Below are 16229 nucleotides of genomic sequence, written 5' to 3'. Positions count from 1 at the left end.
CCGGCACAGACTGACCGGTTCGGCCTGACTCAAGGCCGCACGGCAGTCCCGGGCGCCGCGGAATCGACTTTCGCGGTGTCCTCCGCGGGCAGCACCCGGATGGTCGCGGTCACGCCGGCGCGCAAGGTGTTGCGCTGGCGATAGGCGGGATCGATGGCGATGCGCACCGGAATTCGCTGGGCCAGCTTGACCCAGGTATAGCTCGGGTTGATGTTCGCCAGCAGGCGCGAGCCCTCGGCATTCTCCCGGTCGGTGATGGCATGGGCGATGCTCTGCACGCGCCCGTCGAAGCGCTCGCCGCTCATCAGTTCCACCCGCGCCCGGCTGCCGACGCGGATGCCCGGCAACTTGGTCTCCTCGAAGTATCCGCTGACATAGAACGAATCGCGGTCCACCAGCGCCAGCAATGGCACCCCGGCGTGGGCGTAGTCGCCTTCGCGGGTCTGCAGGTTGGTCACGTAGCCGCTGACCGGGGCGCGTACCTGGGTACGTTCGAGGTCGAGACGGGCCTGCTGCAAGGCGGCTTCGGCAAGCTCCACGTTGGCCTGGGCCAGGCCGAGGCTGGCCTGGTTCCTCAGCAACTCGGCCTGGGCCAGGCTGACGTCGGTCTGGGCCTTTTCGTTCTCTTCCACCGATAGCATCGAGCGCTTCTGCAATGCCGAGCGCCGCTGCGCCTCGCTGCGGCGCTGGCGCAACTGGGCCTGGCTGGCCTCGATCGCCGCGCGCGACTCGCCCAGCGCCGCCCGCGCCACGTTCACCGCGCGCTCGGCGCGCAGCACCGCCAGTTCATAGCGCGCCGGATCGATGCTGAGCAGCAGCTCGCCCTTCTCCACGGGCTGGTTGTCGCTCAGCGGCAACCGGGTGATCAGCCCGGAAACGTCCGCCGACAGCGTCACCACATCGGCGCGGACCCGCGCGTCACGGGTCCACGGCGTGCGGGTGTAGCGTTCCCAGGCGAGGAACACCAGTGCCGCCGCCACCAGCACCACCAGCAGGGTGGCCAGGCGCGGCCATTTGCCTTGCAACAGGTTCATCGGGACATCTCCCCCATCCACAGGATCAGACCGGCGCAGATCGCGCAGTACAACGCGCCCTGGAACAGCGCTTCGTGCCAGACCCGCTGCAACACGCCGAAGCGCCGCAACAGCGGGTTGAGCAGCAGCAGGATCAGCCAGGCCAGCAGCAGCGCCTGGGCGATCGGCGGCAGGTAGGCGCCCCCGATCTCGACATCAGCGGGCATGTCCGCCCTCCTCTTCTGGTTCTTCGACGACCGCCGGTGCGCCGCGGTCCTCCTCCAGCAGCGTCCGATAGCGTTGCAGCGACTGCTGCAGGATCAGTACCGCGACATTCATGATGAAGCGCTGCCGCGTCGCCCCGAGGTCCTTCGACGGCTGCGCCAGCAAGGCCTCCAGGCCCCGGCCGAAACGCCGCAGGGCGGCCAGGGCGAGGTCCTGCCGCGGGGCGTCCGCGCCGCCGGCTATGTAGGCGGCGACCTCGCGCAGCGCCTCGCCCAGCAGCGGCTGCAACTCCAGCGGCACCACCCCGGCGTCATGCAGCGGCTCGCGCAGGCGGTTCAACGCCACGCCCATCACCACGCAGCCCAGGGCGCACTGGAAACGTTCCGCCGCAGCCGGCTCCTGGCTCGCCGGCAGCAGGCCGACCATCACCGCCAGGCGATCGATCATCCGCGTCTCGAAGGCGAAGCGCTGCGCCTCGCTGGCCTCGCAGCGCGACATTTCCGCGACGTCCTGGCGCGACAGGTAGAGCAGCCGGCGCAGGCGCGGGTCGGCGCGGAACGGATAGACCAGAGCGAACACCAGCACGGCGAGGACCGCCGCGGCGAGGAAGCCGCCGACGAACTCGAACCACTGCGAAGCGTTGCTGTAGTAGACCGCGATATTCTGCGGCGCCACCATCAGCAGGGTCTCCAGGCCGATGCCCATGGCGATCCCGGCGCTCAGCGGGCTGCTCAGGCCGACCGCGACCACGTACAGCAGCAACGCCATCCACAGCGCCAGCCACTCGAAGTCGGCGGATGCCGGCAACAGCACGAACAGCAGCGCCGCCGAGATCAGGATCGCCAGCAGCAGCCCGCGCAGGAAGTTCTGCGCCGCCAGCAGCGGACGCGGGAAGGTCGCCATCAGCGAGCACATCACGCCGACCAGCAGCAGGCTGCTGAGGGCGCCGTTCCAGGCGCTGGTGATCCACAGCCAGGCGGCGCAGGACAAGGCGACGAAAGCGCGCACGGCGTTCATCGAGGCCAGCGCCCAGTCCAGGTGCAGCGCCTGCGCCTGGCCACGGCGGTAGAAACTGCTGGCCTGGCGGCCGGACTGGATCGCATCGTTGAGTTCGAGCACTTCGCCCAGGCGCTGGAACAGCCGCGCGTATTCCCAGCGCAGGATCGCCACCTGCGGGCGCAGCGCCGGGCTCAGCGCCTCGTCGTAGGACTCCGCGCGCGTCGCCGCGGCATCGAAGGCCTGGCGCACCGCCTGGAACTCCTCCAGCACCTCGGAGGGTACCGCCCGCCCCTGCTCGGCCAGCGCGTCCAGCACCCGCAGCGCACGATCCAGCAGCGCCTGGATATCCGCCGGCAACGGCCCGACCCAGTGCGCCCGCACCAGCAGGCGATGCTGGCGCAGCAGCAACAGCCGCGAGGCCATCAGCACCAGCAGGTTGCCCAGCAACTGCACCAGGCCATCGGCGCGGCGCAGGTTCGGCGCGTCGAAATAGAGGTGCCGGCGCAGGCCGTCCAGCGCGGTGATGCTGGCGACCAGTTGCATCTGCCGCTGGTTGAACGACTCGTCGCCCTCGTCGCCGCGGATCACCGCCGCGGCGTGCCGCGCGGTACTGCGGATCAGGCCGTCGACCTGGGCGAAGTAGCCCTTCGCCACCGCCTGCGGACGCGCGCTGAGCAGGCTGACCAGGGCCACGCAGGCGACGCCCAGCAGGGTCTCGGTGAGCCGCACCACGGCGAGCATGAAGGTGTTTTCCGGATCGGGAATCGACAGCACGGCGACGATCACCGCGGTGAAACCGCTGAGCACGAAGGCGTGCGAGTCGGTGTAGCGCAGCAAGGTGCCGCCGGCGGTGCAGAGCGCCAGCCAGAGTCCCAGGGCGACGAAGAACGGCAACGGTTGCTGGGCGAACAGCGCCATGATCAGCACCGCCACCACGGCGCCGGCGAAGGTACCGACGACCTGGGCGAAGCTGCGCTTTAGAGCCATCCCGGCCAGCGGCTGGCTGACGATGACCACGGTCATCAGCGCCCACTTCGGCTGCTCCAGGTCGAAGAGGAAGGCCAGGTAGAGGGTCAGCAGCCCGGCGGCGACGGTGCGCAGGGCGAACAGCAGGGTTTCCCGCGGCGGCCGCCAGAGCAAGCGGGCGTAGAGTTTCAGCCCTTCCATGCCCGGCCCCGCACCTCCAGGCAACGGTTGGCCGCGGACCAGGCGGCGATGAAGCGACTCGACATGCTGGTTTCTCGTTCGGGGTTGATGCGGCGGGTTGGCTTCCAGTCTAGAAGGCGCAAGGAAATCCGTGGCCGCCTACGGGGGCGGGCAGGTGCGGTCGGCCACGGAGCGACGAGTCGCGACTACAGGGTAAAAGCCCCGGCGGCCTTCCCGGTAGCGCGTCCAGGCGAAAACCGTTTTCGCTGAGAACGAACGCTGCGGCGCCTTTCGATTGGGTAAGCTTGCTCAGGGCTGGATCGATTTAGCTTGCGAATCAAGCGGATAGAAAGCCCAAGGAAAACGACCAGGAGGAGCCGAGAATGCGTCGAGCGATTGCCACTGTATCGTGGGCCCACCGATGAGCCTGCGCTTCGACGATATCGAAGCCTTCCTCAACGTCGCCGAACTCAACAGCGTGACGTCGGCGGCCGAGCGCATGAGCCTGTCCAAGTCGGTGATCAGCAAGCGCGTCAGCGATCTCGAACGACGCCTCGGCGTCCGCCTGCTCTATCGCACCACGCGCAACGTCGAGCCGACCGAGGCCGGGCATTTCTTCTACAAGGCCGCCAAGGCCTCGCTGCAGGAACTCAACAACGCCGCGGAGATCGTCGCCCTGCGCGAGAACGACCTGTGCGGCGAATTGCGCATCGTCACCCCGATGAGCTTCGGCACCCTCTGGCTGTCGCCGATCATCGCCGACTTCATGAGCCAGCACCCGCGCCTGGAGATCGTCCTGCAGATGGACGACCGCCTCACCGACTTCGAGAAGGAAGGCTACGACCTGAGCATCCGCGTCACCCGCCTGGACGACAGTTCGCTGATCGCCCGGCCGCTGGCCAACAGCCAGCGGGTGGTCTGCTGCAGCCCCGACTACGCGGAACGCCACGGCACGCTGGACACCCTCGAACAACTGATGCAGCACGAGTGCCTGGGCTACAACAACGCCACGCCGAGCCAGGTCTGGACCTTCGAACCGGCGTTCCCCGGTGCCAAGCCCCGCGCCGTCTCGCCACGCGGACGCTTCAGCAGCAACAACGGCCAGGCCATGCGCGACGCCGCCCTGCGCGGCCAGGGATTGGCGTTGCTGCCGCTGTTCATCGTCGCCGAGGACCTCAAGAACGGCCGCCTGGTGGACGCCGCGCCCAGCCTGCGCCCACTCGACGACGTGATCTACGCGATGTATTCGCGGGCGGCGGCGATGTCGCCGAAGGTCAAGGCGTTCATCCAGCATCTCCAGCAGGCGCTGTCGATCCCGCCCTGGGGCAACGGCTGAGCGACCGAACCATTCCGGCGACGCTCCGGTCAGATACTGGGCATGCGGAGAAGACTCCCAGGAGCCTGTCGTCTCTCCCCCGTCCGGCCACCCGGCCCACAAAGGAGAACTGCCATGATCGTGCGTACCCTGCTCATCGCCGCCGCCCTGCTCGGCGGTACCGCCCAAGCCGCCGAAAGCACCGACCTGTGCGGCGCCAACCTGCAGAAGCTGGACGATATCCTCGCCGTGCGCGGCAAGACCTCGGTCACCGGTGCGCGGGTCACCGAGGTCAAGGAACTCCAGGCCAAGGCCAGGCAGGACCAGGCCAGCGGCGACACCAAGGGCTGCATCACCGCCACCACCCAGGCCCTGCAGATCCTGCAGAACGCCGGGAAGAAATGATCCGCGACAGACGCAAGGCGGATAACCGCAAGCGGTTATCCGCCCTACCCCAATGCAACCCTCCGTAGGGCGAATAGCGCCGCAGGCGGTATCCGCCGACACTCCAGCCCCGCCCCGACCGCGTCCGATTTCGCTCACTCGAAGCGCAGGCTTTCCCGTACCGCGCGGATTTCCGCCTGACTGGCGTCGTAGGCCTCGGCCAGGCCGGCATAGGACAGCGAATAGGCCGAGGTCTTGCCGGCCGCGGTGAGCAAGGTCTGCTTCATCACCACGGCGCCGCGCTGGCGAATGGTGCAGGTGGTCTCCAGCGCCGCCAGCCCGCCGGTGGTGGACGGCTGCGGCGAGGTGCAGGCGGTCTGCAGGCCGTTGCGCAGGAACTCGATCTGCACCAGCTTGCGCATGTGCCCGAGGACTTTCTCCAGGTTCACTGCCTGCCCGCTCTGCAGGGGCATCCGCGTCACTTCCATCACCAGTGCCTGGGAGCCGTCTGCCTGCAACTTGACCGCGCGCTGGCGCTGGCCGGCGCCGGCCTGGCCGGGCTGCGCGGCGGGCAGGTCGCTGACCTGCCAGCCTGCCGGCCAGCGCGCCATCGACGCCTCGGCCAGGCTCAGCGCGGACAGCGTGCCGACCGCCAGGGCCAGCCAGCGCCAGCCGTTGCGTCGCGTTTGCGCCTGCCTCACGGTGTACCCTCCTCTTCGCGTCCCTCCACGGCCGGCCGGGGCTGCCCGAGGGGCTCCTCGAAACGCAGCAGGCGTCCGGCATTGCCCAGCACCAGCAAGGTGCTGAGGTTGTGCAGCAGCGCCGCGACCATCGCCCCGGCCGCGCCGAGCAGGCCAAAGGCTGCCGCGGCGACGATCGCCAGGGTCCAGCCGAGGCCGATCGCCACGTTGACCTGCAGGGTCCGCCGGCATTGCCGGCTGAGCCGCACGCAGGTGCCGAGCCGGCGCAGGTCGCTGCCGATCAGCACGATATCCGCCGAGGCCAGGGCGATGTCGGCGCCGCCGGCACCCATTGCCACCCCGACCACACCGGCCTTCAGCGCCAGCGAATCGTTGATGCCGTCGCCGACCACCATCGGCCGGAAACCGCTGCCGATCTCCGCGCCGACCTGGCGCAACTTGTCCTCCGGCAACGCCTGCGCCACCAACTGGCGAATCCCCACCTGCTTGGCCACGGCGTCGGCCACCGCCTGGCGATCGCCGGTCAGCAACAGTTGCCGGCCCAGACCCAGTTCGCGTAGATCGGCCAGGGCCTCGGCGGCCTCCGCGCGTACGCTGTCGGCCAGCAGCAGCCAGCCGAGGAAGCGCCCGTCCAGGGCGATTCCGGCGATCGGTCCCTCGTGCGCCGGCACCTCGCCGGCGTCGATGCCCAGTTGCTGGAACAGCTCGGGCCGGCCGAGGGCGGCTTCGCCCGCCGCTGTTCGTGCGACCACGCCGAACCCCTGACGTTCGCGGATATCGCTCAATGGATGATAGGCATCGTGCGCCGCCAGGGCCGCCAGCGCTCGGCTCACCGGATGGCTGCTGGCGGCGCCGAGGCTGGCGGCCAGGCGCAGCACCGACGCCTCCTCGGCGGCATCGGCCAGGCGCAGCGCCTGCAGACGCAGGCTGCCGTGGGTCAGGGTGCCGGTCTTGTCGACCACCAGCGAAGTCAGGTCCGCCAGTTCCTCGAGGAAGGCCGAGCTGCGGATCAGGATGCCATGACGGGCGGCCACGGCGATCCCGGCGATAGCCGTGGCCGGGGCGGACAGCACCAGGGCGCAGGGACAGGCGGCGACCAGCACGGCGAGCATGGCCTGGGCATCGTTGGTGACGAACCAGGTGACCGCGGCGATAAGCAACACCAGCAACATGTACTGCCCGGCGTAGCGCTCCAGCAGGCGGGTGATCGGCGGCTTGGCGCGCTCGGCCTGCTGCATCAGGCCGATCACCTTGCCCAGGGTCGAGGCCTCGCCGGTACGGGTTATCTCGATGCGCAGCAGGCCGTCGAGGTTGATCGCGCCGCCGTAGACCTCCATCCCCGGCGCCACCTCGAGCGGCACCGACTCGCCGGTGATCGGCGCGGTGTCGAGACTGGCCTGGCCTTGCAGGACCCGCCCGTCGGCCGGAACCCGGTCACCGGCGCGCACTTCCACCTGGTCGCCCGGCCGCAGGCTGGCGTTGTCCACCTCGCTCAGGCTGCCGTCGGCCTCGATCCGCCGGGCATGGCTGCGGGTCAGCTCGCCGAGGGCGGCGATGGCCTCCTGGGAGCCGATCACGCTACGCTCCTCCAGCACGTGGCCGAAGATCATGATGATCGGCAGCAGCGCGGCGGTCAGCAGGTCGCCGCTGGCCCAGGCGCCGAGCATGGCCAGCGCGATCAACTGGTCGGTGACGCCGTGCAGGCTCGGATGCCGCAGGCTGTCCCAGGCCGAGCGGGCCACCGGCAGCGCCACCAGCAGCGACGCGACGCCGAGCAGGATCTGGCTGACCCCGGCCTGGTCCGCCGCCAGCCAGCGCCAGGCCAGGCCGAGCAGCAACAGGCCAAGGGCGAGCATCGCCAGGCTCAGCTGGCGGGCGGCGCGGCGCTGCTCGTCGCGGCTGAGCAGGCCGCCGCCGAACGGCAGGTGATGATGATGCGCGCAGCCGCCATGGCTGCCGTGGGCGGTCGGCTCGCTCATGCGCACCTCCCGGGGCGAGCCGCGGCGGCTATTGCGGGAAGCGCGCGTCCGGCCGGCGTACGTAGTCCAGGGCTTCCTTCTCGGTGAGTTCCCAGATCTGCTTGACCTGCCCGTTGTTGTCGCTCTTCAGGCCGACGAAACTGCCCTTGAGCTGGGGCATGCGGCCATAGACGATGAACAGGTTCTGCGCCGTGCGGATGCGCACCGACGGCGCCACCGAATAGCTGACGGTCTTCTTCCCCAGCCCCAGGGTAAGCACGCTGCGCAGCAGGCTCTGCTTGGGTTTCTTCAGGGTGATGACCGGGTACTGCGCGCTGGCCACGAAGCCCACCAGCATGTCGCTGGGCAACTGCCGCGCCAGCGCCTCGCCGCCGCACAGCAACAGCGCCAGCCCGCACAGCAGGGCCCTGCCGGGTGATAGCCGCGCACCGTTGCCCGTGAATGGAATACCGCCTGCCGTCATTGCCCGTCCCGTTCGCCTGGTTGTTCGACTCGGCGCCGCGTTCCGCTGGCGGAAGCGCGTACCGAAGGTTGATGCCGACGCAGGGTAGCCGTTTCACGTTCGCTTGTCCGTCCATTGTTTCACAGCCCGCGAAGGGCGCCGTCGGGCAGCGGCTCATGGCTGCCCGCCTTGCAGAATCAGGCGGCCGTCATCACGCGGATCGACGCTGCCGACCGAACCGGCCTTGCCGAGGATCGCCGGCACCCGCTCGCGGTACAGGCGCCAGAGCAGGCCGGGATCGGTCGCGCCCAGCGCCGGGGCCAGGCCAACGATGCTGGCGGTGTCGCGGCGCGCCTGGGCCAGCCGTTCGCCGGCCTCGGCGCGGGCGACCTGCAGGGTGCGGTCGGCCCCCTCGGTGGCGGCCTGAGTGAGTTTCTCCGCCTCGGTGCGCGCCTTGGCGACGTTCTGCTCGGCCAGTTGGCTGGCGGTCAGCACCGCGTTGAAAGCACTTACCGCATTGCGCGGCAGGCTCGACTGCACGTCGACCCGCACCACCTGGATGCCCAGCCCGCTGCCGGCCGCGGCCAGCGCCGCCAAGCTGTGGTTGATGCCCTGCACCAGGTCGCCGCGCAGGCGTTCGCGGCGCTCGGCGACCGCGCTGTCGTTGCCGAGCAACTCCGGGCGCGCCACCAGGATGGTGTCCAGGTCGCGCGCGGCGCAGACCTGCACGGCGTTGCGCGCCACCAGGCGGTCCAGCGCCGGCAGCACGTGGGCGCCCTGGAGGACGTAGGCGTACGGGTCGTCGACCTTGTAGAACACCCGCACGTCCAGTTGCACCACCCCGGCGTCGCCGGTCAGCAGGTAGCCGGAGCCGGCCAGCGCGTCGCTGGACAGGCTGACGTCGAGATCGGCGCGACGCGCCTGCTCGGAACGCAGCAGGCCCTCGACGCGGCGTTCGATCACCTGTTCGGCGGACGGCAGCAGCACCACCTGCTCCAGCGGCTGCGGCCAGGCCAGCAGCAGGCCGGGACCGGCCAGGCGCTCCAGCGCGCCCAGGCGCAGCACTACGGCGCGGTTCTCCGGGCCGATCTGGCGGACGTTGGAAAACGCCCAGGCCAGCGCCGCCAGGAGGGTCACGCCGAACAGTGCGAGGAACGCCAGGCGTCCGGCCTGCAGCCAGGGGCTGCGCAGCCCCTCGTGCGCTTCGTCGCTCATGGCCGGCGCCCGTTGGCCGGCGCTTCGGCGGGGAGCGCCGGCGGCCCGTCGACCAGCACGCGGAACGGTGCGGCATCGGTGCGCAAGACCAGGCGGGTATCGCCGTTGACGATGGTGCCGAGGGTGTCCAGCGAGCGCAGCAGGTTGTACAGCTGCGGCGAACCGGCGTAGGCCTTGCCGTAGATGCGCGCCGCCTCGACCCGCGCCTGGGCCTCGATCTCCGCGGCCTTCACCGAAGCCTCGGCCTGGATCACCCGGGCGTCGCGCTCCGCCGCCGAACGGATCTCCGCGGCCTGGCGACGGCCCTCGGCGGTACGCTCGGTGGCGATGGTCTCGCGCTCGGCGCGCATGCGGTCGACGGTGGCGCCGAGGGTCACCTTGGGCAGGGTCAGGCGCTCGATGCCGACCTGCACCACCTTGACCCCGTAGGTCGCCAGCAACTGATTGTCGATCTGTTCGCGCAGGCGCGCTTCGAAGTCGCCGATACGCACCCGCGACGCCTCGGTATTCACCAGGTCGGCCAGGTCATAGGCGCTGGCGGTGGTTTCCAGCGCCGAGCCGACGAAGGTGCGCAACTGCCGGGCAGCCTCGTCCGGCTGGTTGCGCACCGCGCGCATGAAGCGCTGCACGTTGTCGGCGTCGCCCTGGACCTGCCAGGCCACGTAGGCCTGGACGATGATCCGCAGGCCATCGCGGGTGCCGACATCCTGCAGGCCGCTGGAGGTGGTGCGCAGGCGCAGGTCGACCGGGATCGCACTCTCGAACGGCAACGGCAGGCGCCAGGCCAGACCCGGTTCGAGCAGGACCCGCGCCGGGTTGCCGAAACGGGTGATGACCATCGCCTCGCCGGAACGCACCTGCACCAGGCAAGCGGCGGCGACGGCGAACAGCACCAGCAGCGCGGCGACCAGCAGCCGGCGCCAGGGCGGCGCGGCCTGTGCGCCATGGCCGTGATCGTGATCGTGATCGTGATCGTGATCGTGATCGTGATGATGCTCGTGGTGGCTGTGCGAGTGGGAGTGACCGAGGCTCAAGAGCGCTCTCCTCATGGTGCGGATTGCCCGGCCGCGGACGCCGGAACGGCGGACGGACGGGACGAAGACGGGGAATCCAGGCGGCCGAGGCCGAAGCTGCGCAGGTCGATGGTCGGCGCGCCGGCGCCGGCGATGCGGTGGTCGATGAGCAGCAGGTTGGCCTTGCCCAGGCCGAGCCCGAGCTGGCGGTAGTAGGCCTCCAGCAGGAAAGCCTGGCCGGCGTCGGCATAGCCTTCCCGCTCCGCGGCGAAGCGCCGGTCGGCGGCCTGCGCGGCGGCCAGGGTCTCGCGGGCCTGCGCGCTGGCCCGGTCGTGCGCCACGCTGGCCTGTAGTTGCGCCTCGTTGCGCTGCGCGGCAGCCTGCCCGCGCTCGCGGGCGATCAGCGCCTGTGCGGTGATCTGCGCGGCCTGCACCGCGTGGTAGGCGTTCGCCGCACCGGCCGGCGGATGGATCGCCTCGACCGCCGCGCCCAGTACCTCGACGCCGCTGCCGAGGCGGTCGAGATCGGCCTGCACGGCCTGGCCGATCTGCTCGGCCAGGCCCGCGCGCTGCTCGCCGAGGACCTCATCGAGGGTCCGCGAGGCGAAGGCATGCACCAGTACGCGGCTGGCGGTGCTGCGCACCAGCGTCGGCACGTCGGCGCTGCGGTAGGTCGCCGCCAGCGCCGCCGCGTCGTCGAGAGCGATGCGGTAGACGATGCGCACGTCCATGTTGACGATCTGGAAGCTCTGCCGGCGGTCGGCCAGGCTGGCGATGACCTGCGATTTCTCGCTGACGTGGGAGGCGTCCCACAAGCGGTTGGCGCTATCCGGGGCCGGACCTTCGGCGGGCGCGAGCGGCTCGGCTCCGCCGTCGCCGGCGGCGACGCTGGTGGCCAACTCGTGGACCACCCCGTTCTCCACCGCCAACACCCGCCCCAGCGGCCAGGGCAGCCCCAGGTGCAGGCCGGGGCCGAGCACCGCGACCGGCTTGCCGAAGCGCTCGTAGACGCCCCGTGCATCCATGCCGATCTCGCGTACGCCGCTGAGCAGCCAGCCGCTCAGCGACACCACCGCCAGCACCGGCAGGAACGCCCGCCGCATGAAACCGAAGGCCCAGACCTGGCGCAGGTCGATGCCGAAGCGCTGGTGCAACTCATGCTGCAGACGCTGCAGGGGACGCGGCGGCCAGCGCAACAGGTCGGCCAGCAGGCTGGTGGCGACCAGGCGCGGTTCGAGGCCGGCACGCTGCGGCGCGAACATCGCCAGGATCGCCCTGCCCAGCAACTCCAACGCCAGCGCCGCCGGCAACAGGCCGAGCAGTACCGCCAGGCGCGGGGCCCAGGGGTGTCCCTGGCGAGCCAGGAACAGACAGAGGGCGGCCAGCACCAGGGTACCGATCAGCGCCCGCGCCAGTTGCCCGAGGGCCGGGGCTTCCGGCCACTGCGCCGGCCCTTGGCTGGCGAAGCGACGTTCCAGCACCAGCACCGCGAAGGCCAGCAGCAGGCAGATCCCGATGGCGAGGTCGGCCGCTTGCCCGGAACTGGCCGGCGGCAGGTCGAGACGCCAGCCGGCGGCTACCAGGCACAACGCCAGCGCCGCGCTCGCCGCCAGCCACAGCGCAGCGTGCCCGAGCTGGGCCAGGCCGTGGGCGATGGCCTGGCCCAGGCGCTCCAGCAGCCGTTCATAGGCGCTGTCGGCGGCGGCGTCGGGTTCGCCCCGCTGCCAGCGCAGCCAGGCAGGCCGCGCGCTGGCCTCCGCGCCGAGGACCACGCAACGCCAGGCCGCGACCCGGTAGGCCGCGTGCAGACCGGCGAACAGAACCAGCCAGGCCGCGCCGAGGTTGTACAGCAGCGGCGGCCAGAGCGAGTCGGCGGCGAACAGGCCGATGAAGAACCCCAGCACGGCGCAGGCGGCGGCCAATGCGACGCTGGCCGCTGCCCATCGCCACAACTGGCGCAACTGCCGGGGCGCCTGCTGGAAACGCGGCAGCGATTCGGCGGCGACGCCCTCGGCGTCCAGGTCGACTCTCATCTTCACTCCAGGCAAAACTCGAAGGTGCCGGCCAGGCCGGCGCAAACGTCCGCAACTTTATAACAATGCGCGTTAAGAAGTTGTCATGATTTGAAAAACAGTCTGCATCCCCAGGCTCTTGACTGGAAGACGAAAGACTGGGGGCAACCCACTTGGCAAGCCCCCGTCCAACCGAAAGGTTCTAAGCAGCCGGGAAAAACCACCGGAGATCCGCGCAAACGACCATTCGTCGGCAATTTTCATTCGAAACGGATTTCTTATAACCAATCCGCATAGGCCTGCCGGCTCCCCCGCTTCCCCCTCAAAGGCACGCCGCTCCGGGCCTCCACGCGTAGCCAGCAGGACTTTTCGCATAGCCTGACGGTTTTATAACAGCGGCAAAGCGTCAATAATTCGACTATCGACTGTGGTAGCGTCAAAAAAGAATCACATCGATCCTTTGCAGCGTTATCCGGTGCCATGCAGTCCTTACCGAACACCCGCCGGGTCCCCGCCAAGCCCCGGTTCGAGCCACGCGTTGGCGTGGCCGCAGCAAACGTTTGTGCGGATTACCCAGGAGGCTCGCCCATGACCGAATCGACCGCCGGGGCCGGAGTTCACGGCGCAGCGTCCGGACAGGCTGGCGAAAGCCCTGCCGCGCACGCGGAACCATCGCCGGTGACGGATCGTCGATGAGCCGGGGGATGCCATGCGAAGCCTGATCGGGATGACGTTCCTGAACTCCTCCGTGGGCCAGCGCCGGCTGCGCCAGAACGGCATCGTGCTGCGCCTGGGACGGGTAGTCGCGGATCGCCGGCGCGCGGCCCTGCCGCACCGGCAAGGGCGCTGCCTCGACCGCCAGGGCCTGGAGACCCTGCTGCTGTGGCTACAGCGGCACTTCCTCTGCGTGCCCCTGGAACACCTGCTCGAGAGCCCCGCTCCAGCCTGCTTGCGGATCGCCCTGAGCGTCGACGGCAACCCTGCGGAACTGGCCGAGCTGGTCTACCCGCTGCTGGAGCGCTACGAAATGCCAGCGAGCGCCTTCATCGGCGGCGACCCGCGCAGTTGGCGCGAAGCGGTCGCCGACACCCTCTGGCAGGCCGATGCGGCTACCGCCGAGCCATTGCTGGAACTGCTGGAGCGTTACGGCGGCGCTGCGCTCATGCGGGTGCTCGAACGCACCGGCGACGACCAGCGTCGCAGCCGTAGCCTCGACCTCCTCCTGCGCAAGCTGGAACGCCTCGACCCGGCTTCGCAGCAGGCCTTGCGCGCGGCCTGCACGGCCCCCGCGGCGTACGGCGCGGGCGATTGGGAACGGGTCCGCCGCCTGGAAAACAGCGGCCTGGTTCGCTTCGGCCTGCACGGCCAGGACCCGCACCCAGCGACAGGCCTTTGCGCCGAGGACTGTCTCGGCCGCGCCCACCGCCAGCTCCAGCAGCATTGCGCCGCCCCTCTGCCGGTGTTCTGCCAAGCTCGCGCCACGCCCGCCGCGACGCCTGCGCAACCCGGCCTGCGCGCCGCCCTCGGCCGGCTTGGCTACCGCTTCGCCTTCGGCGCGCGCAATGGCCTGGTGGATACCCGCTGCGACCCGCTGGACCTGCCGCGCATCGAGGTGGACGCGGCTATCGCCGCCCGTCCCGGCCGGCTGGCCTGGCGCATCTATCGTGGAGCCCGTCCATGAGCACGGCCTCCAGCCCATTCCCAAGGAGGCGCGACAGGCAGTCGCCCTCCGCCGGAAGACCGCCCGAACCACGGGAAGCGAACGCGCCGTCGCCCGCCACGCCGCAGCGACGCCGCTCTCAGGGATATGGCCAGCCCAGCTGGCCCGGTATCAGCAAGGATCGTCCCATGACTGCAGACACCCCTACCTCTGTCGCTACCATCAACCACCTGCTGCTCGGCGCGCCCTACACCAGCCCACTGGTGATCCCCGGTGACTGGCTGGTCGACGAACTGGAAGGCGCCGTGGAAGTCGGCGGCTTCACCGACGGCCTGTTCCGCTGGCCGACGCGCAAGCGCAGCGGCCGCCCTTCGCCGATTCTCTGCGGCGACCTGCTGCGCGCGGTACGTACCGAATGCGCCGAGTCGGTGCAGTTCTGGTGGGGTTTCAGTCCGAGCCTGGTGGGACGCTGGCGCCGCGCCCTCGGCGTGACCCGCCGCAACAACCCCGGCGACCAGGCGGTGGCGCGCGCCCGCGCCGCCCTCGCCCGCTCGCTGGACCGCAAGGCGCCGCCGAAGGCACCGGCCGCCTGGTCCAGCGAAGAGGTCGAGTTCATCCGCCGCCACGGCAGCAAGCGCAGCCTGGCCTGGTGCGCCTACATGCTCGGCCGCAGCTACCAGAGTGTCGCCAGCAAGGCCGAGGAGCTTTCCCCGCACAGCCAGCGCGACCGCAACAATGCGATCTGGAGCAAGTCCGAGGAAGACCTGCTGCGCCAGCACTACCAGCAGCGCGGTTCGCTATGGTGCGCGCAGCAGACCGGCAAGACCCGCGCGGCGGTATTCCACCGGGCCAAGAAGCTCGGCCTGCAACGGCAGCGGCCGAAACACCCGTGAGGCCGGTCGCCGCCCTCTCCCGCCGAAGCGAGAGAGGGCCAGGGCTCAACCGCGGTAGTAGCGCTGCGCCACGAAGGGCATCTTGCTGACCACCAGGGTCACCGGCTTGCCGCGCACCATCGCCGTCACCTCGCTGCCCAGGCCGGCCAGTTCGTTCGGCACGTAGCCCATGGCCAACGGCGCGTTGAGGCTCGGACCGAAACCGCCGCTGCTGACCTTGCCGATCGCCCGGCCCTGGGCATCGACGATCTCGGCGCCCTCGCGCACCGGCATCCGCCCCTGCGGCAGGAAACCGACGCGCTTGCTGGCAACGCCCTGCGCCTGCTGGGCGAAGATCCGCTCGGCGCCGGGGAAGCCGCCAGCGCGCACGCCGTCGGCGCGACGCGCCTTGGAAATGGCCCAGCCGAGGCTGGCTTCGACCGGCGTGGTGGCACTGTCCATGTCGTGGCCGTAGAGGCACAGGCCGGCTTCCAGGCGCAGCGAGTCGCGCGCGCCGAGGCCGATCGGCGCCACTTCCGGCTCGGCCAGCAGGCGCCGCGCCAAGGCCTCGGCATGGGCGGCGGGCACGGAGATCTCGTAGCCGTCTTCGCCGGTATAGCCGGAGCGGCTGACGTAGCAGTCCTGGCCGAGCAGCTCGACGCGGGCGAACTGCATGAAGGTCATCTGCGCCACCTGCGGCGCCAGGCGCTCCAGCACCCGCACCGCCGCCGGTCCCTGGAGGGCGAGCAAGGCACGCTCCTCGAACAGCGGCTCGACGCTACAACGGCCCTCCAGGTGACGACGCAGGTGCGCCAGGTCCTGGTGCTTGCAGGCGGCGTTGACCACCAGCAGCAGGCAATCGCCGAGGTTGGCCACCATCAGGTCGTCGAGGATCCCGCCCTGCTCGTCGGTGAACAACGCGTAGCGCTGCTGGCCCACCGGCAGGTCGAGGATGTCCACCGGCACCAGGCTTTCCAGGGCCAGCGCCGCATCGGCGCCCACCAGGCGGATCTGGCCCATGTGCGAGACATCGAACAGACCGGCCTGCTCACGGGTGTGCAGGTGCTCCTTGAGCACCCCGGCCGGGTACTGCACCGGCATGTCGTAGCCGGCGAAGGGCACCATCTTCGCCCCCAGTTCCAGGTGCAGGGCGTGCAGGGGCGTCTTGGCGAGGGTTTCTGCGGTCATGTTTCACTCCATGGCATCCCGGCCTCCTGTCTGCCGGAGAGCCGCGATCGATTGTCGGGAAAGAA

At 70.2% G+C, this 16229-nt stretch carries 14 protein-coding genes; 4 read left to right on the top strand and 10 right to left on the bottom strand.

What is annotated here, in order from left to right:
* Window positions 1–29: 29 nt before the first annotated feature.
* From M6E97_RS10295 to M6E97_RS10285, 3 genes are read right to left on the bottom strand one after another with little or no spacing between them, the layout of a single operon-like run.
* Window positions 30–1034 (bottom strand): HlyD family secretion protein, encoded by a 1005-nt coding sequence (locus M6E97_RS10295; protein WP_004355465.1) that lies wholly within the window; start codon window positions 1032–1034, stop codon window positions 30–32.
* Window positions 1031–1240: a DUF1656 domain-containing protein gene (locus M6E97_RS10290; protein ID WP_003102972.1), complete on the bottom strand. Its 210-nt coding sequence runs from the start codon at window positions 1238–1240 to the stop codon at window positions 1031–1033. The genes M6E97_RS10295 and M6E97_RS10290 overlap by 4 nt, the downstream gene beginning before the upstream one ends.
* Window positions 1230–3404: an FUSC family protein gene (locus M6E97_RS10285; RefSeq protein WP_004355463.1), complete on the bottom strand. Its 2175-nt coding sequence runs from the start codon at window positions 3402–3404 to the stop codon at window positions 1230–1232. Before M6E97_RS10285 ends, M6E97_RS10290 begins: the two co-directional genes overlap by 11 nt.
* 400 nt (window positions 3405–3804) lie before the next feature.
* On the opposite strand from M6E97_RS10285, the gene M6E97_RS10280 reads away from it, so the two are divergent.
* Window positions 3805–4719, top strand: a complete 915-nt coding sequence (locus M6E97_RS10280; protein ID WP_003136351.1) for a LysR family transcriptional regulator — start codon at window positions 3805–3807, stop codon at window positions 4717–4719.
* A 114-nt stretch (window positions 4720–4833) separates the two neighbouring features.
* On the top strand, window positions 4834–5103 hold the full coding sequence (locus M6E97_RS10275) for a hypothetical protein (protein WP_003089681.1): 270 nt from the start codon (window positions 4834–4836) through the stop codon (window positions 5101–5103).
* 134 nt (window positions 5104–5237) lie between these two features.
* Here M6E97_RS10275 and M6E97_RS10270 read toward each other — a convergent pair whose 3' ends face one another.
* From M6E97_RS10270 to hflK (M6E97_RS10245), 6 genes are all read right to left on the bottom strand, one after another.
* Entirely contained in the window at window positions 5238–5783 is a 546-nt protein-coding gene (locus M6E97_RS10270) for a DUF4946 domain-containing protein (protein ID WP_003116899.1), read from the bottom strand.
* The gene (locus M6E97_RS10265) at window positions 5780–7762 is read right to left on the bottom strand and encodes a cation-translocating P-type ATPase (RefSeq protein ID WP_015502866.1); all 1983 of its coding nucleotides are present in this window, start codon (window positions 7760–7762) and stop codon (window positions 5780–5782) included. Before M6E97_RS10265 ends, M6E97_RS10270 begins: the two co-directional genes overlap by 4 nt.
* A gap of 28 nt (window positions 7763–7790) precedes the next feature.
* The gene (locus M6E97_RS10260) at window positions 7791–8225 is read right to left on the bottom strand and encodes a hypothetical protein (protein ID WP_003089693.1); all 435 of its coding nucleotides are present in this window, start codon (window positions 8223–8225) and stop codon (window positions 7791–7793) included.
* 153 nt (window positions 8226–8378) lie between these two features.
* On the bottom strand, window positions 8379–9419 hold the full coding sequence (gene hflK, locus M6E97_RS10255) for a protease modulator HflK (RefSeq protein ID WP_003162246.1): 1041 nt from the start codon (window positions 9417–9419) through the stop codon (window positions 8379–8381).
* Window positions 9416–10453: a protease modulator HflC gene (hflC, locus tag M6E97_RS10250; RefSeq protein ID WP_019484597.1), complete on the bottom strand. Its 1038-nt coding sequence runs from the start codon at window positions 10451–10453 to the stop codon at window positions 9416–9418. Before hflC ends, hflK (M6E97_RS10255) begins: the two co-directional genes overlap by 4 nt.
* Before the next feature lie 11 nt (window positions 10454–10464).
* Window positions 10465–12465, bottom strand: coding sequence for a protease modulator HflK (hflK, locus tag M6E97_RS10245; RefSeq protein ID WP_034005097.1), 2001 nt, complete (start codon window positions 12463–12465; stop codon window positions 10465–10467).
* 688 nt (window positions 12466–13153) lie between these two features.
* Between hflK (M6E97_RS10245) and M6E97_RS10240 the strand changes: the two genes are divergently transcribed.
* Both M6E97_RS10240 and M6E97_RS10235 read left to right on the top strand, forming a co-directional pair.
* Window positions 13154–14125: a polysaccharide deacetylase family protein gene (locus M6E97_RS10240; RefSeq protein ID WP_003139209.1), complete on the top strand. Its 972-nt coding sequence runs from the start codon at window positions 13154–13156 to the stop codon at window positions 14123–14125.
* Window positions 14122–14997 (top strand): hypothetical protein, encoded by an 876-nt coding sequence (locus tag M6E97_RS10235; RefSeq protein ID WP_003139207.1) that lies wholly within the window; start codon window positions 14122–14124, stop codon window positions 14995–14997. The genes M6E97_RS10240 and M6E97_RS10235 overlap by 4 nt, the downstream gene beginning before the upstream one ends.
* Window positions 14998–15042: 45 nt before the next feature.
* On the opposite strand, the gene gcvT is transcribed toward M6E97_RS10235, so the two are convergent.
* The gene (gene gcvT / locus M6E97_RS10230; protein WP_003136335.1) at window positions 15043–16164 is read right to left on the bottom strand and encodes a glycine cleavage system aminomethyltransferase GcvT; all 1122 of its coding nucleotides are present in this window, start codon (window positions 16162–16164) and stop codon (window positions 15043–15045) included.
* Window positions 16165–16229: the final 65 nt, after the last annotated feature.

Source organism: Pseudomonas sp. B111 (assembly GCF_026428275.1).
In the GTDB taxonomy this organism is placed as follows: domain Bacteria; phylum Pseudomonadota; class Gammaproteobacteria; order Pseudomonadales; family Pseudomonadaceae; genus Pseudomonas; species Pseudomonas aeruginosa.
Note: the sequence above shows the minus strand (reverse complement) of the source record. Positions and strands in the feature narration are given on the sequence as shown.